Genomic DNA, 21,764 nt, shown 5'->3' with positions numbered 1-21,764 from the left:
GCACCTAAATCGTGCAATAAATGATCAGGATTTGACCCGCTCGTTATCCGGATCAAACAGTGCCCGGTAACCCACCGCTTCGATTCGGATAGGGTAGTGCTCCTGGAAGTATTCCAGGGTGAGCTCACGCCCTTCCTGGGCATACTCGGCGGGGATGTAACCCAGCAGAATGATCTTCCCTACTGAGGGCCCCCACGCCACACTGGTGTTGTAAGAGCGGCGACCGTGGCTATCCACCAGCACTTCACCGGTTTGTGGGTCCAGAATCGGCCATTGGCCAACCGGGTAGCGCAGAATGCCGTTGGCATCCCGGTGCTCGGTCATGGTCATGGTGCACAGGTAGGCCGATTGCCGTGGCCACTCCCGCTGCTCCAGATACGCGGCCTTGCCGTGAAAATCGGCTTCCTTGACCTTGGGCCGTTGCAAACCGGCTTCGTAGAGATTGTATTCCGTTTCCAGGTCCACGTTCTGCAGTCGCAGGCTCTTCTCCAGGCGACGGGTATTGGCGTAGGTTTCAATGCCCACCGGCGTAACGCCCGCATCGTAGAGCAAGTCCCAGATTCTCAGGCCATAACTGAACGGGAAATAGAGCTCCCAGCCCTGCTCGCCCACGTAGGAAATCCGGAAGGCCCAGACCGGGACCCCTCGAATGTTCAGTTCCCGGGCGGTGGCAAACGGGAAATTGTCCGCGGACAACTGGTCCGGGTCGGTCACGAACTGGGCCAATGTCTCCCGGGCCTTTGGTCCCCAGAGGCCAAGGGTCGCCAGCTCGTCGGTGCGGTCATGCACCTGGATGTTGTCCAGCCCCTTCTCCCGGGCCATACGGGTGATCCAGCAATAGTCCCGGTGGCCGGTGTCGCCGCCGCAGACGACCCGATAGCCTTGCGCGCCCCGCCGAATGATGGTCAGGTCGGAACGCACGCCCCCGCGCTCGTCGAGGAAATGAGTGTAGACACCTTTGCCGTTGGGCGTGGTACCGCCGACTTTGGCAACCGACAGATATTCCAGCAGCGCTTCCGCGTTGTCACCGGAAATGTCGAAGATGGCGAAGTGCGAGAGATTGATCATGCCCACGGATTCGCTCATCTCAAGCTGTTCAGCGTTTGATACCTCCCAGAAGTGTCTGGCGTCCCATTCGTGTTCCCGCACCGGGATCCGGTCGCGATATTTCGCCAGCAGGGTGGACTCGTTGGCTGCATAACCGTGAGCACGCTCCCAGCCTGCGGCCTCCATGAAGTAAGCACCCAGACCCACTTCCCGCAGGTAGAAAGGGCTGGTTCGCATCTTGCGACCGGTAAGGTACGGCTCACGGGGGTGAACCGCCGGGGTGTAGATCTTTTTGGCGGTCTCGTAGCAGCGGTTATACACGTAGTCCGGGGTTTTCTGCAGCGGGTAATGACGCGCAATGTCGATACTGTGGGGATCCATTTGCGGGGAGCCGTGGGTCATCCAGTCGGCCAGTACCTTGCCCGCTCCCGGGCCGTCCTTCACCCAGACTGCCTCGCAGAACCACAGATTACGGACTTCCGGGGATTCGCCCATGAGTGAACCGCCATCCGGTGTGACGGACAGCAGCCCGTTGAAAGAGTGTTTCTCCTCCCACCCTAGTTCGCCGAGGATAGGCGTCATCTCAATGGCCTTTTCGTAGGCATCCATGACCTGGTCCAGTGAAAGATCCCGCATTGAGGGAGACATCCGCGCATCACCGGGCTCCGCAATGGCGCCAGGGTAGACCAGCCGCGGGTTCTCGGCCTCGTAATAGCCCCACTCGATACGGCCGCCTTCGGTGGTCGTTGGGTCGCCGGTGTCCCGCACATAGGCGGAATTACCCTGGTCGCGGAACAGGGGATAGACAATCTGCTTGCCGGTGCCATTCAGCTCTTCGTAGGGGCCGAAAAACAGCAACGGATGCTCCAGTGGCATCAGTGGTAGGGGCGCGTTCGCGGTGTTGGCCATCAGGGGCCCCCAGATGCCCATGGAGAGAACGACGTATTCGGTCTCAATGTAGCCCTTGTGGGTTTCAACGCCGCGCACCTGGCCATCCTGGACATCAATGCGGATGGCCGGCGTATAGGCAAAGGCCTGCAGTTTGCCGGTGGCCACGGCTTCTTCCACCAGGTCGCCAGCAACACTCTGGGACCGGGGCACCACCAACCCGGCATCCGGGTCCCACATCGCGCCCTGGATCTGACTTTCGTCCAGCAATGGAAACAGCTCCTTTGCCTGTTTGGGCGAGATCATGCTGACATTGGTGCCGAACGCTTTTCCGGAACCCACCTTGCGACGAAGCTCGTCCATCCGCTCGTCGTCGTCAGACCGGGCCACTTCCATGCCGCCGCATTTCACGTAATTGCCGCGTTTTTCATAAAACGCCTGGCTGTATTTGGTGGTGTATATGTTCAGCTTGTCGTGGGAGGTGGTGAAGCAGAAATCCGATGCGTGGGAAGTTGAACCGATATCTGAGGGAATAGCCGATTTTTCCAGACCCACGATGTCATCCCAGCCTTGCTCGATCAGGTGGTGCGCTACCGACGAGCCAACGATACCGCCCTGGCCAATGATTACGACTTTTGCCCGTTTCGGTAGTTGTGCCATTTTGGATCCCCTCTACCTGCATTGAATGCCACCGCGCTGCCGCATTTCGGGCAGGGCCTTTAATCAATGTGGCTCTAATTGCTGATGGCAGGTAAATCCAATACGACACCGAGCCGTCTAAAAGCGGCAGAGATTCGGCCAGTCGAATGGTGGAAATTCTGATTTTCGAGTGAGGCCTGGATCAAAACTGTACAAGTAGTACCTCTTTTGATCCGCATATTTACTGGTGGTCAGGGCGAGAATTTGTTTAGATTCGGCATGTACAGGGAATAAAGTGCGCTGTGAGCTCTTTTTATGCCGACCCCTTCGGTTGAATCAAATACCGTATCCCCACGCGACATGCTTATGCTGCGACTCTCCATCGTGGTTGGCGGCATTCTGATCTCTTTGTTCATGATTGGTGATCTTCAGTTGATTCCGCCTGAACTGGCGGGCTCCTACATCACCAGCAGAGCCCTAATTCAACTTCCGATTCTTGCTGGCTTGCTAGCCTTGACCTTCGCGCCGCAATTTCTCCGTTTCGCACAAGCGGCCTTCCTGGCGACCGTTCTCAGCATCACCTACGCCAATTACTACCTCATTCATGTGGCCTGGGAACAGGCGGCATTCAGTTTTCCCTATGAGGGCACGCTGCTGTATGCCTTCTTCGGTTACTTTGTTTTCGGAATGAAATTCTATTACGCGTTAACCGCGATGCTGATCAGTTCCCTCGGCTTTGTCGGTTTGATGCTGCTGGATTCCGTCTACGGTGAGCGAACCTGGATGAATGCCGGGTTCGTGGCTGGCTCACTGTTTGTCGGTGTGATTGGCAGGCACAGGATAGATCGATTGCTGGGGAAGCTGGAGGATGCCAATGAACAGTTGCTTGGTCTGAGTACCGAGGATGGTCTTACGGAGTTATTCAACCGGCGAGCATTGATGAGTGAATCGGAGCGCCTGTTTGCCATACAGCGGCGCGCCAATCAGCGGATCGCCGTGTTCATGATGGATCTGGATCATTTCAAGCAGTTTAACGATCGCTATGGCCACCAGGAGGGTGATCGAGCTATTCGTTCGCAGGCGGACATCATGAGGCAGGTATTCAAACGGCAGACAGATATCCTCGGACGCTATGGTGGCGAGGAGTTCATGGCTGTGATTGAGGGCGAGCATGCCGACCGGTTTGAGCTGCTTGCTGCGGAGGTTCTGAAGCAATGGCAGGAGAGTGCTGTGCCAAACGAGGACAGCCCGGATAGCAAGGTGCTCAGCTGCTCCATCGGTGTCTGTCAGGGCCTGGCCAACGAGTTCGATTCAATTGACGACATGATCCGAAGGGCCGACGAAGCCCTGTATCGCGCGAAAAAACAGGGCCGCGCCCGTTACGTAATGGCCTAATCCTCGGGCGTGTGTTCGAACAGACCGCCCAGCCCCGACTGGGGAGTGAGCTTGCTGCACAGTCGCAAAGCCTCCCAGAAACTGACCTGATTAGCGGTCAGTATCGGCTGCCCGATTGCCTGCTCCAGATCGGTGAGCCAGGCTGAAGAATGAAGAGCTGTGTCTGGCATCAGCAGGACGTCGGCCTCTTCCCTGACGTTAGCCAGGGCGAATTCAATAACTGCGTCTTTCTCAAGCAGACCGACTTCCGCGGCTGTGATGATGCCGCGGCTGGCCAGGTGCACGACTTCGATATCGAAATGATTGAGGAATGCCCGGAAGCGCTGCGCGATGTCCTCCGGGTAGGTGGCAGCAATGGCCACCCGTTTGGCGTCAATAGCTTTCACCGCTCTGGCGAATGCCATTGCCGTTGTCGAAGCCGGTACACCCAGCAGCTTCTCGAGCGTATCGATCTGCTGGCGAATACCGTCGAGGCCGAGCACAAAACTGGCGCTGGTGGAGGTCCACATAACCGATTCAATCCCTGAGCCAGCCAGCGCTTCTGCACCTTTTGAAAGCCGGCTGACGCTGCCCATCTCTGTGAGGGCTTCAACGGTGTGGGCGTCCTCCAGGAATTCGGTGTGGATGAGGGTTACCTGCGCCGGGGGCTCTATCATGGAGCCCATCAGGGGATAATCGTCTTCGGCCGCATGGCCCGGGTAGAGGAACCCGAGTCTGGCTGGAGGCGGGGTGTGGCTCATAGAACGCTCCCTCACTGGCAGAGATTGACGTGCCTGTACAATAGACCAAAACTGGCAAGTCAGCAGTCTTTCGAGAGTAGCGATGGAGAATAGCTATGGAGAGTAGCGATGGACAGCCAATGGTTACTGGTCTTTGCTGATGCGCTCCTGATCCTGCACACGATACTGGTGGCCTTCGTCATCCTGGGGCTGGTGGTGACCTTCGCTGGCTATTTGCTGAATTGGCGGTGGGTGCGCAATTTCTGGTTCCGCCTGACCCACCTGGCGGTTATTGCTGTTGTGGTTCTGCAATCCTGGCTGGGTGTGTTATGCCCGCTTACGAGCTGGGAAATGGCGCTTAGGGCCAAGGCCGGGCAGGCGGGCTATGAGGGATCGTTCATCCAGCATTGGCTCCAATCCATCCTGTATTACAGTGCGCCGGAATGGGTGTTCATTCTGGCTTACACGGTATTCGGCGCACTGGTCCTGGCCAGCTGGTTTCTGGTCAGGCCCCAGCGGTGAAAAAACAGGCAGGGTTATTTCTTGAAAAATGTCAGGAAAGCACCCGCTGCAGCCGCGGCGGCACCGCCAATCAGATACCACATGGTGTCGTCGGTAAATCGGCCTGTGACCGTCTCGGTAAGCTGGTTTCCCAGGGACTGTGTTGATTGGTAGCCGAAGTAGAGCAGCCCAATGCCAATGACCAATAAAACAATGCCGACCAGTTTGGAACTTCCCATTGAATTCTCCTTTTGAATGGCGCTGACCAGCAGCTTGCCACCCGTCCCTGGTTTTTCCAACAGCTCTTTCCATCAGTCGACATTTCTCTTGTGACAGTTGCCTCGGCATTACTTTGGTTTCTTGGCAATCAGGAAGTAAACGTCTTTAGAGTTTTCCGGTACCCAGCGGCAACCTATCTGGAATCCGGCATTTTCCAGATGCATTTCCAACTGACGACGCGATACGAATTTTACATAGGGTGCAAATCGCAGTAGGCGGGCCAGGCAGGCTACTGGTTTGAGATATGGGCGCGTGTCCTGAAGGCAGGCGGTATTGCTGACGAACACGCCGCCGGGTTTGAGCATGCTGAAAACCTGATTTATGGCGCTCTCCGGGTCTCGGAGCAGGTGCAGGATGTTCAATCCCAAAATAGCGTCGAAGGCTTGCTGCCGATGTTGCATGTCCTCAAGCGTGGCAACGACGAAACGAAGATTGTTGAGAGTATTTCCTGCCATCCTCTCCCGGGCAATGTCGATCATTCGGGAGGAAGCGTCGGTTGCAAGGTAGCTGCGGACTCTTGGAGCATGAATTAATGCTGTGGAACCGGTACCGCAGCCGAACTCCAACACGTCCATTTCGGGGTGGAAGTATTTTTGGGTAAGGGCAATCTTTCTTAAATAGGCATTCTGATCTGAGATAGGGCGACGGGCGTAACGCGCTGCGCTGCGGTTCCAGAAATTGACAGACGAGCTCATGGATTCCCCTTTCCAGCCTGGCGGCATAAATTCAGTGAACCCATTCTATCTGTGCGAAGCTGTTGGTAATATTGCCAGAATCGAATGTCTGGTATGCAAATCTGAATGAATTGGCAATCTGTAAAGTTTGATTGGAACCGGGCTCGAGCCTTTCTCGTGACTGCCGAGGAAGGGTCTCTGTCTGCTGCAGCAAAGGCTCTGGGGGTATCTCAGCCAACCCTTGGCAGGCAGGTCGCTGCGTTGGAGGAAGAATTGTCCACCGCGCTTTTTGAGCGGGGCGGTCGGGGGTTGGAGCTAACGCAGGCGGGTCTCGATTTGCTGGCGTATGTTCGAGCAATGGGTGAGGCTGCCAGCAGCCTTTCGCTCGCGGCAACCGGCCGGGCAAGGTCTATTGAAGGCGAGATTGCGATTTCGGCGTCGGAAATCACCGCCGCTTTCATTCTGCCGCCGATTCTTCAAAGGCTTCGGTATGAGTATCCGGGTATTCGCATTAACCTCGTTGCCTCCAACGAAGCCAGCGATCTTCGCCGCCGCGCAGCAGACATTGCCATACGTAATTTTCGACCTACCGAACCTGATCTGATCGCCCGAAAGGTGGGTGAATTCTCTGCGACTCTTTTCGCCACACCTGAAATCCTTACCAATCTGCCATCACTGTTGCCTGAGGATTTTTGTGAGGGACCGTTCATAGGCTTTCTTTCGAATAACGCTGCTTACCTGAGTGCTCTATCGACACGTGGCATCAAGCTGCGGGAGGAGAACTTTGTTGCAAAGACCGACAGCCATCTGGTTCATTGGCAAATGGCTCGGGCGGGTATCGGTATTGGTATGATGCCCGTTGAGTTGGGTGATGCAGAGCCTGACGTTGAGAGGGTCTTCGAGGATAAAGTTTTCGGCGGCGATGTCTGGCTCGTCTCCCACCGGGAGCTCAGGATGAACCTTCGGGTTCGGACGGTCTTTGATTTCCTCGCTGCTGAACTTACCGAGTACTTTGAACCACAAAAATAACCGATTGCGGCAATTGGCGCCCGGTTGAAGGTTCCCTGATCTCCCGCAACGTCAATCCCGTTTTCGTGAACAGGTTCAGCCAACCAGAGAGCGTTCGAAAGTACCAGGGAGCAGGCTCGCCGAAATCGCCAGGAAGGCCAGCCCAGGTGCCAGGCTTCCAGCCATCCGAGTATTCCCCCTCATGGAAAAAGGCGACAGGGTGCAGCGTCTGGATGACGCACGCGCCACTGGGGTTGAGAAGCTCGGACAAAGCTTTGAGAAACGCACAAGTTGAGGTGTCTCCCAGCAAGGCAAAGTTGTTCACAACAAGATCAAACGTTCCCAGATCGGCATTTTCCAGTTGTTCGTAATTGAGGACCCTGAACGTTTCATTTCCCTGCTGCCGGGCGTATTCGATCAATTCCGGCACGGCATCTGTTCCTGTGCCCTGGTAGCCAAGTCTGGTTAATTCTCTGATCAACCAGCCCTCGCCACATCCTGCGTCGAGAATTGAGCCGCCCGAAGGGGCGTAATCTTCAATCACTCTTAAAACACTACTGCTGGAGAGATTGCCTGGCGCTCGTATGCCTGCTTGTTCCACAGCCTTGATCCAGGGGCTGGCATTCGAGTTCCATGCGGCAAGAATTTGTTTTTCGTGCTTGGATGTCATGGTTTGGTGAGCCCCGATCGCAGGGTGTTGACGCATTCTCTGATCTCGCGCTCGTTGGCGCTGGCAAATCCCATTACCAGGCCGGTTCTGGCAGAATCTCCCAGAAAATGCGCGCTCAGCGGTGTACTGCCAAATCCCCTGGTTTTCAGCCATTGGCTGAGCGCCCAGTCGTCAAAATCTCCTTCAAGTACCAGATGCATCCCGGCGCTTTCCGCCACCGGTTGAGCAAGACCGCCGAGCTTTTCCGTAACCTCGCTCTGGAAGAGTTGCCACTTGTCCCGATATAGCTGGCGCATGCGCCGCAGATGGCGTGTGAACTGACCACTCTCAATGAATTCGGCGATGGTTGCCTGGGTAAGAAGGGGCGTTTCGCCACCGCTAATCTGCTTCGCCCAGAGCAAGGGTTCGACTACCGCCTCCGGGACCACCAGATAGCCTATCCGTAATGCCGGCAGCAGCGTTTTGCTGAAACTGCCCATGTAGAGCACGGGCGCATTTTCGAACAGGCCCTGAATGGCAGCGAAGGGCTTGTTATAGAAGTGGAACTCGCTGTCGTAGTCGTCCTCGATGATCCAGCACTCATTGCGCTGGGCCCATTGAACAAGCGCCATTCGCTGGGACAGGTCCAGGATGCCGCCCATGGGGTATTGGTGTGTGGGTGTGCAGAAAAGGAGTCTGGCCCTGGCAGGCTCAAGGCCGGGCAACGCTTCCACGTCCAGAACCTGGTTTCTAAGGGGTATTGGAATCAGTGGGTTGCCAAAACGGCCAAGTGCATTCCGGGCGCCACGGTATCCGGGGTTTTCACACAGGATGCTGTCATCTCGCTGCAGAAACACATCCGCAAGCAGCGAGAGCGCCTGTTGTGCGCCGTTGGTGATGATGACTTGACTTTCTTCGCAGCGAACACCGCGGGAGGTTCTCAGGTAGGCGGCGATGGCGCGTCTCAGGGGCTGATACCCCTGGATGCTGTCATATCCCCGCAGTGACCGGCGGCTTTCCTGATGGTGCATGATCCGGTTCCAGGTACGGATCGGAAACGCGTCAAGGTCCGGCAGGCCCGGCTGGAATGGCAAACTGGCGTCTTCAACAGGCTTCGACTTCCCCCGTGGAAGGGCAGGCAGCGGGGGCAGTTCCATAGAGACGCCACGAGGTTTGCCAAAGCCAGGCCCTGAGGGGTTCACGGCCGATTTGATATCTTCATGGACGAAAATGCCCTTGCCAGCACGACTTTGAAGAAAGCCCTCGGCCTTGAGCTGTTCGTAAACCGCGTTCACCGTGTTGCGGCTGATGCCGAGGTCCTTTGCCATCTGGCGGCTTGGCGGCAGCTGGCGCCCGGGTGGGTATCGCTGGTCGAGTATCCGTTCGGATAATCGTTGATACAGCTGATATTGCAGCGGATGCTTGCCGTCCAGCCGGATATCGTCGATCACATCAACTGGTCCTATAAAAATTCACGATCTGGATCTTTCGATGGTATCAGAAGTGCCTTTCAATAGAAGTACATTTTGTGAAGTGCAAGTGCGGAAAGGAGCTTTTGATGACAACGACTGATCTGGCAGGGACCACAGTGTCCCCTCTCACTTCCTGTCCACGCAGCAGGGTGCAGAGGGCAGTAAAGCGAGCAAGCTATGACAGAGAAACAGCGTACAGGCTGATTGATCGTCTCAAAACGGCGCATGTCGGATTTGTGGAAGATGGCGAGCCTCGCATCATCCCGATCACTGCCTGGCGGCTTGGTGATGATCTTTATCTACACACATTGAATGGCGGACGCTTGTCCCGACGCCTCGGGTCTGGTGCGTTGCTTTGCATCTCGTTCGCAGTGACGAATGAATGGGTGATGACCAAGTCGGCGTTCCATCACAGTGCTAATTACGAGTCACTGGTGTTGTATGGACGGGCTGAGCCCGTAGATGACAATGCCGCTTTTGATGCCGCGTTCCGCGCGATCATCAACCAGATAGAGCCAGGGCGGTGGGAGCAGGTCAGGGCGCCGAATGACAAGGAGCGAAAGGCAACGGCGTTATTCCGGATACCGATTGAAGAAGGGGCATTCAAAAGCCGCACGGGCGGCCCGAATGACGATCCGGAGGATCTGGGGTTGCCGGTCTGGCATGGGACTCTGCCTGCCGGGGGCTGATTTTTAATTGTTGCCGGCGGTGAGAGCCTTCATCGACTACCTGGCCCAGTGTTACTCTGAGATCAGTGAGAACTGAGCGTTTGTCTTGTCAAAAAGGATTCCAATGTCTGAAGATCCCCTGAAAACCCTCTCCGACCTTGCCAGCGATGCCCATGCCCGCATCCAGGCAACCCACCAGCACATCAATCCGGTGGTGGAGGTTCGCCGTGGTATGCGCGACGCCGGTATACCGGCGGATGTGATGACGATTGACTGTTTGCGGACCCGCCGAAGGATTACGCTCATATTGCATGATAAACAGCCCGGCACTCTTCTTTTCCAGTTCGTGACCATTGAGGATGAGGTAGGGAATGACTTCCAGCAGATGGCGCTCGGTGACATGACAACCACCAAGCTGTTCGAGTGGATTCAGGAGTATTTTGGCTGACTTGCGCAGATTCAGGCCCACTCTGAAGTAAACTTGGGGTAACCAATAACAACAGACCGACAAGGTTTCCCCACATGCCACTATCTCGAAAGCTTCTTCTTGTTCCTCTGCTGGGTATTGCCCTCGTCATTACGGGGTGCGATTCCGGTCCCGATTCTTCTGCAGCCAACAGTGCCGGACACAGTTCGCCCACTGCCACTACCGGCAAGGCCAATGAGGAGGTGCTTGAACAGCGACCATTTGAAAACCGTGATGATTTCGAAAATGCGCGACGCGGACTGATTGCCCAGGATCCGGATCTTGTTATCGATCATCTTGAGGGTGGTGAAGTCTGGAACATGCCGGCCTATGGCTTTATCGATAAGGACGGAGAGAACGCGCCATCCTCGGTAAACCCAAGCCTATGGCGCCAGGCTGCCCTGAACAATATTCACGGGTTGTTCAAGGTTACCGACGGCCTCTACCAGATCCGGGGTTACGACCTGGCGAACATGTCGATTATCGAGAGCGAAACCGGGTGGATTCTGGTGGACCCGCTGACCGCCCGGGAGACTGCCAGTAAAGCTTTCCTGTTTGCCCGCGAACACCTGGGCGAAAAACCGGTGCGGGCGATTCTCTTTACCCACAGCCACATTGATCACTTTGGCGGTGTGCAGGGCATTCTCCAGCACCTGTCGGACGAGGAAAAAGCCAACCTGCGCATTATCGCGCCAGCCGGCTTTGAGGAAGAGGCAACCAGCGAGAACATCATTGCCGGCCCTGCGATGACACGGCGGGCCATGTTCATGTATGGCAAGCGCCTGGAGAGGAATGAACGTGGCCATGTTGGCACGGGGCTGGGCAAAGGACCGGCGTTCGGCACCTTTGGCTTTGCCCCGGCGACGGACCTGATCAGCGAGACCGGCACGGAGCTGGAGGTGGACGGCGTGCCAATGGTTTTCCACATTGTCTCCGGTTCCGAAGCGCCTGCAGAGTTCACCTTCTACCTCCCCGAACAAAAGGCCTTTTGCGGTGCCGAGCTGGTCAGCCGCAATATGCACAACATCTACACCCTGAGGGGCGCGAAGGTTCGGGATGCCCGTCTATGGAGCAGCTTTATCGACGAAGCAAAGACTCTGTTTGCCGACGCCGATACCTACTTCGGCAGCCACCACTGGCCGCTGTGGGGGCAGGAGAATATCCAGGACTTCCTGGCTGTTCAGCGGGATACCTACAAGTTCATTCACGATCAGACGGTGCGCTTGATGAACCAGGGTGCCACGCCGAGGGAGATCGCCGACCAGCTCAAGCTGCCGCCGGAGCTGAACCGTGCTTTTCATAACCAGGGCTACTACGGCACCGTGTCTCACAACGCCAAAGCGGTGTATCAGCACTACCTGGGCTGGTTTACTGCCAACCCGGCCCAGCTCAATCCACTTCCGGAAAGTGAATCGGCACAGCGTTATGTCCAGATGATGGGAGGCGCTGAAAAGGTTCTTGAAAGAGCCCGCGAGGATTTCGAGGCGGCTTCGGACATGGGCGCCAATGAGGGGCGCGATACCTACCGGTGGCTGGCGGAATTGCTCAATCATGTGGTCTTCGCCGAGCCCGGGAACGACGATGCAAAACAGCTTCTGGCCAGCGTCTATGACCAGCTTGGCTATCAGGCGGAATCCGCGCCCTGGCGTGACTTCTACCTGACGGGGGCATACGAATTGCGGCACGGTTCGCCGGAGGAGGGTATCAAACCGGCGATGATGAGAGAGGTGCTGCTGAACACACCGGTATCCCTGTTCTTTGACAGCATGGCGGTGAGGCTGAAGGCTGAGGACGCAGAAGGCGAGAGCACCACCATCAAGATTAACTTTACGGATCTGAACGAAAATTATTTGTTGACCCTGAAACATTCAGTACTTCATAACCGTCTGGTCAGTGAGGACACTCCCGCTGATGCCACCTTGCGTCTGACGAGGCCTCTGTTTGTAGACCTGTTGATTGGACGGGCAGGGCTGAAGGAACTTCTGTTCAGCGACGAGATCAGCTTTGAGGGAAGCAGACTCGACCTGATAGGCTTTTTCAGTATGCTGGACAAGCCTCAGGGCCGGTTCAACATCGTTACACCCTGACGAGTACTTTATGAAATCTGTTGCACTTCTTGATGGCGGCCTGGGCCAGGAAATCTACCGCAGGGCCATGAATGTTACGTCACTGCTCTGGTCAGTGGCGGTAATGCGGGAACAGCCGGACGTCGTTACCGATGTCCATGCCGATTTTATCAGGGCAGGCGCCCGGACCCTGACACTGAACACCTATGCTGCAACGCCAACGCGACTGGCCAGAGAAGGCCTTGGCGACGAGATTAGTGCAATCCATCAACGGGCGTTCGAGGTATTGGAGCGCGCCATCGCGTTAACGGGCGCCGACGTTGATATCGCCGGTTGCCTGCCGCCCCTGGTCGGAAGTTATCGGAGCCAGCCTGCCCGGACGTTCGAGGATTTGAAATCGGAGTTCGATATTATCGTTGAACTGCAGGGTGGGGCAGATGTCTTCCTCATCGAAACCATGACGAACTCGCTGGAGGCGAAAGCTGCCTGTGCCGCCGCCGGTGAATCAGGCAAGCCCTTTGGGGTGGCGTTCCGGCTGGAAACGGATGGCAAACTTCGGTCCGGGGAAACGCTTGCAGAGGCTGTCGAAGCGGTTAAGCCGTTCGGGCCAACGGCTATCCTGCTCAATTGCTGCGATCCGGAAGTGATTTCGCAGGCAATGCCTGAACTGGCCGGCCTTTTCCCCTTAACGGGTGGCTACGCTAACGCGTTCAAAACGGTTGAGCCGATGGCCAGCGGAGCATTGGTGGATGAACTGGAAGCCAGGCCGGACGTGTCTCCCGGGGTGTATGCGCTTCAGGTGAAACAGTGGCTGGAGGACGGCGCGGGCGTTGTTGGTGGCTGTTGTGAGATTACGCCGGAGCACATCAGCCATCTGGCCGATGTGCTGACAGGCGAGTTTAACCTGGTACGGTTCTCGGAATTGGCCCGCAATTAGCCGGCGAGTCGAGGGCTTTTTGTCCTGCGCGCTTCCATGGCACGTTTGGAGCGACGTGCCTCAATGTATTGCATCGCATCGTTCCGGATAGGAAGGTGCAGGGCGCCTTCCAGATCATGGCGGTCGTAGCCGAGATCCGACAGCGTGTCATCCTTTTCCTTCAGCAACGACTGCGCCATACGGCGGAATTTCTGGCGCCTGGCATACCCTTCAAACCATGAGGTGATCGGCTGGATTGCGGCGCTTGATTGATACTCTGTGCTCTTCTGCATGTCTGCGGCCCCGACAGTTGGTAAATGGCTGCACCAGCTCGCTTGGACGTTGTGTAACTCGCATACGGGTGCCTTCGACGAGTATTCTGATCTCCTCTAAGTCTTCAATCAAACGAAAAGAATTTAAGATCTCGTTCAGTTATGCTTAAGTCAGTTTCAGGCCACAAAAATCGACTCGAGAGGTGCATTCGTGAAGATCCCGCTACTTGATAACGATGTCTTGAGGAGTTTCGTAGCCATCGCTGAGAGTGGCACATTCACCAGTGCGGCCAGAGTAGTGCACCGGACACCTTCCGCCCTGAGCATGCAAATCAAGCAGCTCGAAAGAAACCTGGGCAAAACCCTGTTTATTCGAGAACCGCGACGCGTCACCCTGACGGCGGAGGGTGAGGTTCTGCTCGATTACAGCCGGCGGTTGTTGCGGTTGAACGAGGAAGCCGTCCAGCACTTCATATCGCCGACCCTCGAAGGAAAAGTGGGAATTGGTACGTCCGATGACGTCGGCACCCGGATTTTGCCTGAGGTGCTTGCGGAATTCGCCAGATCCTATCCCGCGGTTCTGGTTGATGTGGTTGTGGGCTCAAGCAAGCAAAACCTGGCCCGCCTCGACGCGGGTGAGCTGGATATGACCCTGGTTACTGTGGCGGACGAGGCCGGTATTGGCCGCGGTGAGCTGGTTCATGAAGAGCCTTTGGTCTGGGCTGGTAGGGAAGGGTCATCCGCTTACCAGCGTTCACCGTTGCCCATCGCCATGGCTCATGAAGGGTGCGCCTGGCGCCGGATGACGCTGCGGGCACTGGACAGAGCGGGTATTTCCTACAGAATTGCCTATACGTGTGAACATTGTTCAGGTCAGGAGGCGGCGATGCTGGCAGATCTTGCTGTGGCACCGTTTCCGCAAAGCCTGATACGCCCGCCGCTGAAAGAGGTGGTCGGTGGCAGCCTGCCGGACATCGGCTCTTATCAGTTGGCCCTGGTAAGGCGGGGTTCCAACCCCTTGAACGATGCGCTTGCTTCTCACGTGAAGGAAGCATTTCAGGGCCTGAGCTGAATAGCTCTTGCACGAATGATCGTCCGGAAAACCTCTAGCCGACCGATTCGGAATCAAGGAAACCATTGATGACAGTTTATTTCGTCCAGGCCTTTATCTACCTGGTGGCAGCAGTGATCGCCGTGCCCCTGGCAAAACGTCTTGGTCTGGGGTCGGTCCTCGGCTACCTGGTGGCGGGCGTGGTGATCGGTCCGGTTACAGGGCTGGTGGGGCAGGAAGCCAACACCATCCAGCATTTTGCCGAGTTCGGTGTGGTAATGATGCTTTTCCTGGTTGGTATGGAGTTGGACCCCAAAGCACTCTGGGCCATGCGTGTCCGCCTGGTTGGCCTTGGCGGGCTTCAGGTGTTGCTGACGGCGGCAGCCGGCATGGCGGTGGCCGCCTGGCTCGGGCTCCAGTGGCAGACGTCACTTGCCGTAGGCTTGATCTTTGCGTTGTCTTCCACTGCGATTGTCCTGCAGACCCTCAATGAAAAGGGGCTGGTCAAAACCGAAGGTGGTCGCAGTGCCTTCTCGGTGCTGCTGTTCCAGGACATTGCTGTCATCCCGATGCTTGCGCTTATTCCATTGCTGGCATTACCGGAACTCATGGATGCCTCGGGTACCTTCGATGGTCATGGCGGCAACCTGAGCCTGGTGGACAGCCTTCCTGGCTGGGCCCATGGGCTGGTTGTGGTTGCAGCCATCGCGGCCGTGGTTGTAGGTGGTCATTACCTGAGTCGGCCCCTGTTCCGTTATGTGGTGCAGTCGGGTTTGCGTGAAGTTTTTACGGCCACTGCGTTGATGCTTGTGATCGGGATTGCAGCCCTGATGAGCCTGGTGAACCTGTCGCCGGCGCTTGGGGCTTTCCTGGCCGGCGTGGTACTGGCCAACAGTGAATTCCGGCATGAGCTGGAAGCGAATATCGAACCATTTAAGGGACTTCTGCTGGGGCTGTTCTTCATCACCGTTGGCGCGGGCATCAACTTCGATGTGTTGTCTGAGCAATGGAGTACGGTGGTGTCACTTGCGGTTGCGGTGATCGCAGTCAAGGCCGCGATTCTGCTCGGCCTGGCTTTGCTGTTCCGAGTTCATGGCAGTAATGGCTGGCTGTTCACGCTGTCCCTGGCACAGGCCGGTGAGTTTGGCTTTGTGCTTCTGACCTACAGTGTCCAGAACAGTGTGATTGCCGTGGAAACCTCCCAGGTCCTCTCACTGGTGGTGGCGCTGTCGATGTTCCTGACGCCGTTGCTGTTCATCGTGTACGACCGGATTGTGTTGCCTCGCTATCGTCGTTCACAAAACGATGAGCGGGAGGCGGATGCCATCGATGAACAGGCGCCGGTTATCGTTGCCGGTGTTGGTCGTTTCGGCCAGATTGTCTGCCGGCTGTTGCGGGCCAATAATGTTCCTATTGTTGCATTGGACCATGAGATCGAGCAGATCGAGAACCTCCGGCAGATCAACATCAAGAGCTTCTTCGGGGATGCGAGTCGGCCGGATTTGCTGGAAACTGCAGGCATCGAACAGGCCCGACTGCTGGTAGTGGCTATCGATGATCGTGACCGTTCGGTCCAGATGGTGGAGCACGTGAAGCAGTTCTTCCCCGGTGTCTGGGTACTGGCTCGCGCTTTCGACAGAGGCCACGGATATCGACTGCGGGAGGCCGGGGCCGATGATGTGGTGAGTGAAACCTATCATTCGGCACTTGAGCTCGGCGGTCATGCACTGACCGCCATGGGCGTGCACCCAATGCGTGCCCGTCAGATGACCTGGGCTTTCCTGGATAACGAGAAAGCCCACGAGGATGAGCTGTTCGAAGCCTGGAAAGAAATCGAGGAAGGTATCCGGTTCAGTCCCCGCTACGGTGAACTCTTCATGAAGCTCGAAGAAGCGCTTAGCAGCGCCATGCATCGGGACTGGGAAGAACCAAAGCAGGAGGATGTTCCCATATGGCGACCGCCGGACCGCTGACAGTGAGGAAACGCTAGGCTAAATTATTGCCTATGCGGCTGTAGAGGTCAGTATGGTGTTCAGAAACATGCTTGTTGTATCAGGGCTGGTGTTTGCCGGGTCCTGCGCTGCTGCCGAGTCGGGCAGGGATGATTGCATTGCCAGCAGTATTCAGCCGGAAGCCATTGACCTGGACAAACCGAGGGATCAGCTCGCTCGCCAGAACGATCTGTTGATTCCTGAGGGCGCGCGCATCGGCAGCATTCGTATTCTTCGCCGCCCGATCTTTGATACCACTGATCCGGAACAGAACAACGCGCTCTATCGAACTTTGAACGCACTTAACACGCCTACCTGGGAATCTGCCTTGCGTGCCCAGTTGGTATTCGAGGAAGGCGATGTCTACGAGGCCAAGCTTATTTCCGAGTCCGAGCGGGTGCTGCGCCAGCGGGATTATTTGACTGCTGCATGGGTGGGCGTCACCCGGGTTTGTGGGGACGAAATCGAGGTAAGTGTTCTTACGCGGGATACCTGGACACTTTTCCCCAGCGTTGGCGTGTCGCGATCTGGCGGTGAGAACACCACCAACTTCGGGCTGTCTGATCCCAACTTTGCCGGGTCAGGCAAAAGCCTTGGCATCGGCTATGCGAAAGACCCGGACCGCACCGAAACCAGTCTGTATTTTGATGACCCGAACGTCTTGGGCTCCCACTGGCAGGCGGGGTTCTCGTTCGATGAGAGAAGCGATGGACGGGGTCGCGGCGCCTACCTCGAGAGGCCTTTCTTCAGTGAGACCACAAACTGGCGGTTTGGCCTGAGCGGCATTGATGACGTACGGGAGGAATCCCGTTATGTGGGTGCTGAGTCTATTGCGGATTATCGACGCAGCCAGGAGTTTTTCAGTATTGATGGGGGCTGGCGCCTGGCTGAGCGGAATGAACGCCAGCTCCGATTACTGGCGGGTTATCGATACGATGCCCTGGAATTCGAGAGGCTCCCCAATGAACCCAATCTGGACATCCTGCCCGACGACCGGACCCTGAGTTACCCCTGGATTGGCTTCGATTACCGCCAGAACCGCTTCCGGGAAATGACCAATCTGACGCGGCTCCAGCGAGTGGAGGATGTGCGTGATGGCTTCGTGTGGCGAACCGAGCTGGGCTACTCCGGCAGCGGGCTTGGTGCCACCGAGGACCGTGTGGTTCTGAATATGGATTTCCAGGATGTACTGCATGCATCGGAAACCAACTACGCCAGCTACACCCTCAGCCAGAGTGGCACTTACCGGCTCGACGAAGACCGGGTGGAAAACCTGTTGGGGACAGTGAGCGTTCAGTATTTTCACGGTGGCTCCGAGCAATGGAATAGCTGGTACACCAACCTCGCGTTCACGGCAGCGCACAATCTGACAGCGGACCAGCAACTGCTCATTGGCGGTGAGAACGGTTTGCGCGGGTACCCTAGTGAGTACCAGCAGGGCAACCGCCGCGCGCTATGGACCCTGGAGCGGCGTTATTTTCCGGACTGGCATCCGTTCAAGCTGTTTCGGGTGGGCGGCGTACTCTTCACCGATGTGGGCCGGGCCTGGTTTACCGATGACCGGAACAATGGACCGGACGAAGGCGTGCTGAAAGATGTTGGCTTCGGCATGAGGCTGGCGTCCAGCCGCATCGAGGTGCAACGCATGCTGCACCTGGACTTTGCCTTCCCCCTGGATGGCGACGACAGTATCGATGATGTTCAGATTCTGTTGCGGGGGCGTAGCCAGTTCTAGCGTCACCAGGTGTCGACAAACTGTCCGCCGCCGTCAGAGCAACCTCCGGAAGCGGAATTAAGCCCTCGTATTAACCACGCCCGCGTTTCCTGCGGGTCGATGACCGTATCAATCTCCAGGTAGCTGGCCACGTTGAGCGCTTTACCCTGCTCGTAGGCTTTGGCCACCAGGGCATCGAACATGGTCTTTCGTGATTCTTCGTCGGGCTGGGCGGCCAGCTCTTTGGTAAAGCCCAGACGCACGGCGCCTTCCCAGCCCATGGGCCCGAACTCACCGCTGGGCCAGGCTGCGGTGAAAAAGGGCGTGAGCATGCTTCCCGCCGCCATGGCCTGTGCGCCAAGCCCATAAGCCTTGCGCAGAACCACGGTGAAGAAAGGCACGTTGAGCTTGGCTGCTGCTACGAACATGCGCGAGACATGGCGAATGGTGGCCTGTTTTTCGGCGTCAGGCCCTACCATGAAGCCCGGGGTGTCGCACAGTGACACGATCGGAAGGTTGTGGGCGTTGCACAACTGCATGAAGCGGGCCGCCTTGTCCCCCGCGTTAGCATCGACCGCCCCGCCCAGGTGGCTCGGGTTATTGGCGATCAGGCCCATGGGACGGCCTTCAATCCGCACCAGTGCCGTGATCAGCCCGGGCGCAAATTGCCTGCGGAGTTCCAGAACACTGTCCTGATCTGCCAGGGTTTCGATGACCTGGCGGATATCGTAAACCCGCATTCGGTTTTCCGGAATCAGGTGGCGGAGCCGTCGTTGATCGGCGCACTGCCAGTCCTTCAAAGTGCCCTGGAAGTAAGACAGGTATTGCTTCGCCACGCGGACTGCCTCGGCTTCGTTCTCAACCAGGATATCAATCACTCCGTTGGGGCCCATCACTGAAACCGGCCCCACTTCTTCCGGACTGAACCGCCCAAGGCCGCCGCCTTCAATCATCGCGGGCCCTGCCATGCCCAGGTTGGCATCTTCGGTGGCGATGATGGTGTCGCAGCAGCCCAACAGGGCCGCATTGCCCGCGTAGCATCGGCCGGAGACAATGCCGAGCGTGGGCACCACGCCTGAGAGCCTGGCCATGCTGACAAAGGTATGACAGTCCAGAAAGGACACGCCGTTGGTGTCGGTGTCGGATGGGCGACCACCGCCGCCTTCCGCAAACAGAACCAGTGGAATTCGCCATTGCTCGGCCAGAGCCAGGATGCGGTCCGCCTTGCGGTGGTTGGCCAGCCCCTGTGTGCCGGCAAACACGGTGTAGTCGTAGGCCATGGTGGCGCAACGGCCGGCCTCTGCTCCGAATTCGGGGGCGTTCACGCTGCCGATGGCGGTAATCAGGCCATCCGCCGGGCTCATTTCAATCAACTTATCCACCGAACGTCGGCGGCGCTGTGCCGCCAGTGCGAGGGACCCGTATTCGTTGAAGCTGTCCGGATCGAGCAGGTCTTCAACGTTTTCGCGAGCGGTTCGCTGCTCGGTTTTACGCCGTTTTGCGACCGCCTCCGGTCGGCGCTCGTCAGTCAGCAGGTCATGGCGCTCCAGAACCTCTGCTAAATCGGCCCGGATGTACTCCAGATCAACCGTCTCTTCATCCTGAATGCCGCTCGCGTCCACGTCGGCGGGTTCCAGATACGCTAGCGCTTGCCCTTGGTTCACCGTTGCCCCTGGTTCCGCGGCAAGTGTATGGATGATGCCGGATTGTGTTGCCTTGACCACGAATTCCATTTTCATGGCTTCAAGTACCGCTATGGGATGGCCAATGGCCACTGCATCTCCGGATGCGACATCAATACTGACAACTGTGCCGGAGCTGGGCGCTGTGATGCCGATCGTTCCAGCCGGCGCGGGGCTGGCCCCCGAGCTTTCGATCGCCTCCGGGGCATTCGTGTTGCCAAAGTGCAGACTTGGATGGGATGAGTGGGTTTCTTCCGGGAGCAGGATTTCCAGGTGGTTTTCGACAAAGCGAGTGGTAACCGCCCAGGTTTCGACGCTCGAGTGGCGGACCAGGTTCTGAAGCAGACCAATATTGCTGCTGACACCGGTCAGCCGAAACTCGCACAGGGCCCGATACAGCCGGCGGAGCGTTGATGAATAATCGCTGCCATGGGCAACCAGCTTGGCGAGCAGGGAGTCAAACGACGGGCTGACGGTATAGCCGGCGTAACCATAGCCATCGACTCGTAAACCGGGGCCCGACGGTGGCTCGTAGGCGCTCAGTGTGCCGGTAGCGGCGGTGGCATGACCATCGGGGTGAAGCGTTTCGCTGTTGATCCGCGCCTGAATCGCGAATCCCCGCACCGTTGGTGCAGACTCAAGGGCCAGATCCGCGAGGCTGTGGCCCGCTAGTAACTGCAGCTGGGTTTGCACAAGATCAACACCGGTGATCTCCTCGGTGATGGTGTGCTCAACCTGAATGCGGGGATTGGCCTCCATGAAATAGAAACGGTCGGGCTGGTCCTGGTCCACCAGAAACTCAAAGGTACCGAGGCCACGGTAGTTAACGGATCTGGCCAGCTTCAGGGCGCAGTCGATCATGGCATCCCGGATCGAGGCGTCCAGAGAAGGACTCGGCGCAATCTCGATCAGCTTCTGGTTGCGCCGCTGGAGGCTGCAGTCACGCTCCCAGAGGTGGCTGACGGCCCCGGTACCGTCGCCGACTATCTGGATTTCAATATGTCTCGCTCTATCAATCAGCTGTTCAATGTATAGCGATCCACTGCCGAAGGCTGACTGAGCCTCGGACTGGCAGCGCTGGAAGGACTGCTCAAGCTCTTCTTCCCCATATACCGCCCGCATGCCGCGGCCACCACCACCGGCAATGGCCTTGAGCATCAGAGGGCCATGCTCCCTCAGGAAAGCCCTGGCTTCGCCAAGGCTCACCGGTTTGTTGATTCCCTTGATCAAAGGAACGTCGCAGCTTTCCGCCAGAGCCCGGGCTGCCGATTTGTCGCCAAACCCCTCCAACACGTCTGGCGACGGGCCAATAAAGATCAGACCGGCCTGCTCGCATTCGCGGGCAAAACCGGCGTTTTCCGCCAGAAAGCCGTAGCCTGGATGGACCGCCTCGCAGCCATGGGTCTTTGCAATGTCTATCAGTTGTGCCCCATCAAGGTAGGCCTTAACGCCACGGCCCGTGAGAGCCACTGCCTCATCGGCCATGCGGGTATGCAGGCTGGCGGCATCGTCTTCAGAGAATACGGTGACCGCCCGCATACCGAGCTCGCTGCAGGCTCGGGCAATGCGGATTGCGATTTCGCCGCGATTGGCAATCAGTACGGAGCGGAAAGTCATGGTACCTGGTTCCCCGGGGTGTGATTCTTATTGTGGGTGACAGAAGTCAC

Annotated in this window: 18 protein-coding genes; 10 read left to right on the top strand and 8 right to left on the bottom strand. The window is 57.3% G+C overall.

The annotated features are described in order from the left end of the window. Positions 1-24: 24 nt before the first annotated feature. The gene (locus ACO06L_RS08465) at positions 25-2,595 is read right to left on the bottom strand and encodes a GcvT family protein (RefSeq protein ID WP_202348310.1); all 2,571 of its coding nucleotides are present in this window, start codon (positions 2,593-2,595) and stop codon (positions 25-27) included. A 345-nt stretch (positions 2,596-2,940) separates the two neighbouring features. Here ACO06L_RS08465 and ACO06L_RS08460 point away from each other — a divergent pair, with 345 nt between their 5' ends. Beyond that, positions 2,941-3,969, top strand: a complete 1,029-nt coding sequence (locus ACO06L_RS08460) for a GGDEF domain-containing protein (protein ID WP_202348311.1) — start codon at positions 2,941-2,943, stop codon at positions 3,967-3,969. On the opposite strand, the gene ACO06L_RS08455 is transcribed toward ACO06L_RS08460, so the two are convergent. Beyond that, on the bottom strand, positions 3,966-4,709 hold the full coding sequence (locus tag ACO06L_RS08455) for a maleate cis-trans isomerase family protein (protein WP_202348312.1): 744 nt from the start codon (positions 4,707-4,709) through the stop codon (positions 3,966-3,968). The two genes, ACO06L_RS08460 and ACO06L_RS08455, sit on opposite strands and share 4 nt — an antisense overlap. Before the next feature lie 108 nt (positions 4,710-4,817). Between ACO06L_RS08455 and ACO06L_RS08450 the strand changes: the two genes are divergently transcribed. After that, positions 4,818-5,210 (top strand): DUF2784 domain-containing protein, encoded by a 393-nt coding sequence (locus ACO06L_RS08450; RefSeq protein ID WP_202348313.1) that lies wholly within the window; start codon positions 4,818-4,820, stop codon positions 5,208-5,210. Positions 5,211-5,224: 14 nt separating this feature from the next. Here the strand turns inward: ACO06L_RS08450 and ACO06L_RS08445 are convergent, their stop codons facing one another. After that, positions 5,225-5,428, bottom strand: coding sequence for a DUF3185 family protein (locus ACO06L_RS08445; protein WP_104322768.1), 204 nt, complete (start codon positions 5,426-5,428; stop codon positions 5,225-5,227). Between the two features lie 108 nt (positions 5,429-5,536). Further along, on the bottom strand, positions 5,537-6,163 hold the full coding sequence (locus tag ACO06L_RS08440) for a class I SAM-dependent methyltransferase (protein WP_202348314.1): 627 nt from the start codon (positions 6,161-6,163) through the stop codon (positions 5,537-5,539). 105 nt (positions 6,164-6,268) lie between these two features. Between ACO06L_RS08440 and ACO06L_RS08435 the strand changes: the two genes are divergently transcribed. Beyond that, positions 6,269-7,171, top strand: a complete 903-nt coding sequence (locus ACO06L_RS08435; RefSeq protein WP_202348315.1) for a LysR family transcriptional regulator — start codon at positions 6,269-6,271, stop codon at positions 7,169-7,171. Here ACO06L_RS08435 and ACO06L_RS08430 read toward each other — a convergent pair. After that, positions 7,143-7,820: a class I SAM-dependent methyltransferase gene (locus ACO06L_RS08430; RefSeq protein ID WP_202348316.1), complete on the bottom strand. Its 678-nt coding sequence runs from the start codon at positions 7,818-7,820 to the stop codon at positions 7,143-7,145. The two genes, ACO06L_RS08435 and ACO06L_RS08430, sit on opposite strands and share 29 nt — an antisense overlap. Next, entirely contained in the window at positions 7,817-9,250 is a 1,434-nt protein-coding gene (locus ACO06L_RS08425) for a PLP-dependent aminotransferase family protein (protein ID WP_064227807.1), read from the bottom strand. Before ACO06L_RS08425 ends, ACO06L_RS08430 begins: the two co-directional genes overlap by 4 nt. 107 nt (positions 9,251-9,357) lie before the next feature. On the opposite strand from ACO06L_RS08425, the gene ACO06L_RS08420 reads away from it, so the two are divergent. The 4 genes from ACO06L_RS08420 (at position 9,358) to ACO06L_RS08405 (ending at position 13,408) form a co-directional block, all read left to right on the top strand. Next, the gene (locus ACO06L_RS08420) at positions 9,358-9,960 is read left to right on the top strand and encodes a pyridoxamine 5'-phosphate oxidase family protein (RefSeq protein WP_202348317.1); all 603 of its coding nucleotides are present in this window, start codon (positions 9,358-9,360) and stop codon (positions 9,958-9,960) included. A 103-nt stretch (positions 9,961-10,063) separates the two neighbouring features. After that, on the top strand, positions 10,064-10,387 hold the full coding sequence (locus ACO06L_RS08415) for a hypothetical protein (RefSeq protein WP_202348318.1): 324 nt from the start codon (positions 10,064-10,066) through the stop codon (positions 10,385-10,387). A 74-nt stretch (positions 10,388-10,461) separates the two neighbouring features. After that, positions 10,462-12,492 (top strand): alkyl/aryl-sulfatase, encoded by a 2,031-nt coding sequence (locus ACO06L_RS08410; RefSeq protein WP_202348319.1) that lies wholly within the window; start codon positions 10,462-10,464, stop codon positions 12,490-12,492. 10 nt (positions 12,493-12,502) lie between these two features. Next, positions 12,503-13,408, top strand: a complete 906-nt coding sequence (locus tag ACO06L_RS08405; protein ID WP_202348320.1) for a homocysteine S-methyltransferase family protein — start codon at positions 12,503-12,505, stop codon at positions 13,406-13,408. On the opposite strand, the gene ACO06L_RS08400 is transcribed toward ACO06L_RS08405, so the two are convergent. Continuing rightward, entirely contained in the window at positions 13,405-13,680 is a 276-nt protein-coding gene (locus ACO06L_RS08400; protein ID WP_227716099.1) for a hypothetical protein, read from the bottom strand. The genes ACO06L_RS08405 and ACO06L_RS08400 overlap by 4 nt on opposite strands. Positions 13,681-13,870: 190 nt before the next feature. Between ACO06L_RS08400 and ACO06L_RS08395 the strand changes: the two genes are divergently transcribed. From ACO06L_RS08395 to ACO06L_RS08385, 3 genes are all read left to right on the top strand, one after another. Beyond that, positions 13,871-14,731 carry a LysR substrate-binding domain-containing protein gene (locus tag ACO06L_RS08395; RefSeq protein ID WP_202348321.1) on the top strand — a complete coding sequence of 287 codons (861 nt, stop codon included), beginning with the start codon at positions 13,871-13,873 and terminating at the stop codon, positions 14,729-14,731. A gap of 68 nt (positions 14,732-14,799) precedes the next feature. After that, positions 14,800-16,683: a monovalent cation:proton antiporter-2 (CPA2) family protein gene (locus tag ACO06L_RS08390; RefSeq protein ID WP_202348322.1), complete on the top strand. Its 1,884-nt coding sequence runs from the start codon at positions 14,800-14,802 to the stop codon at positions 16,681-16,683. A gap of 67 nt (positions 16,684-16,750) precedes the next feature. Next, positions 16,751-18,436: a BamA/TamA family outer membrane protein gene (locus tag ACO06L_RS08385; protein ID WP_227716098.1), complete on the top strand. Its 1,686-nt coding sequence runs from the start codon at positions 16,751-16,753 to the stop codon at positions 18,434-18,436. Between the two features lie 2 nt (positions 18,437-18,438). Here ACO06L_RS08385 and ACO06L_RS08380 read toward each other — a convergent pair whose 3' ends face one another. Then, positions 18,439-21,714, bottom strand: coding sequence for a carboxyl transferase domain-containing protein (locus ACO06L_RS08380; protein WP_202348324.1), 3,276 nt, complete (start codon positions 21,712-21,714; stop codon positions 18,439-18,441). Between the last annotated feature and the right edge of the window lie 50 nt (positions 21,715-21,764).

The sequence above is a fragment of the Marinobacter sp. genome, from assembly GCF_965229985.1.
Lineage (GTDB): Bacteria > Pseudomonadota > Gammaproteobacteria > Pseudomonadales > Oleiphilaceae > Marinobacter.
Note: the sequence above shows the minus strand (reverse complement) of the source record. Positions and strands in the feature narration are given on the sequence as shown.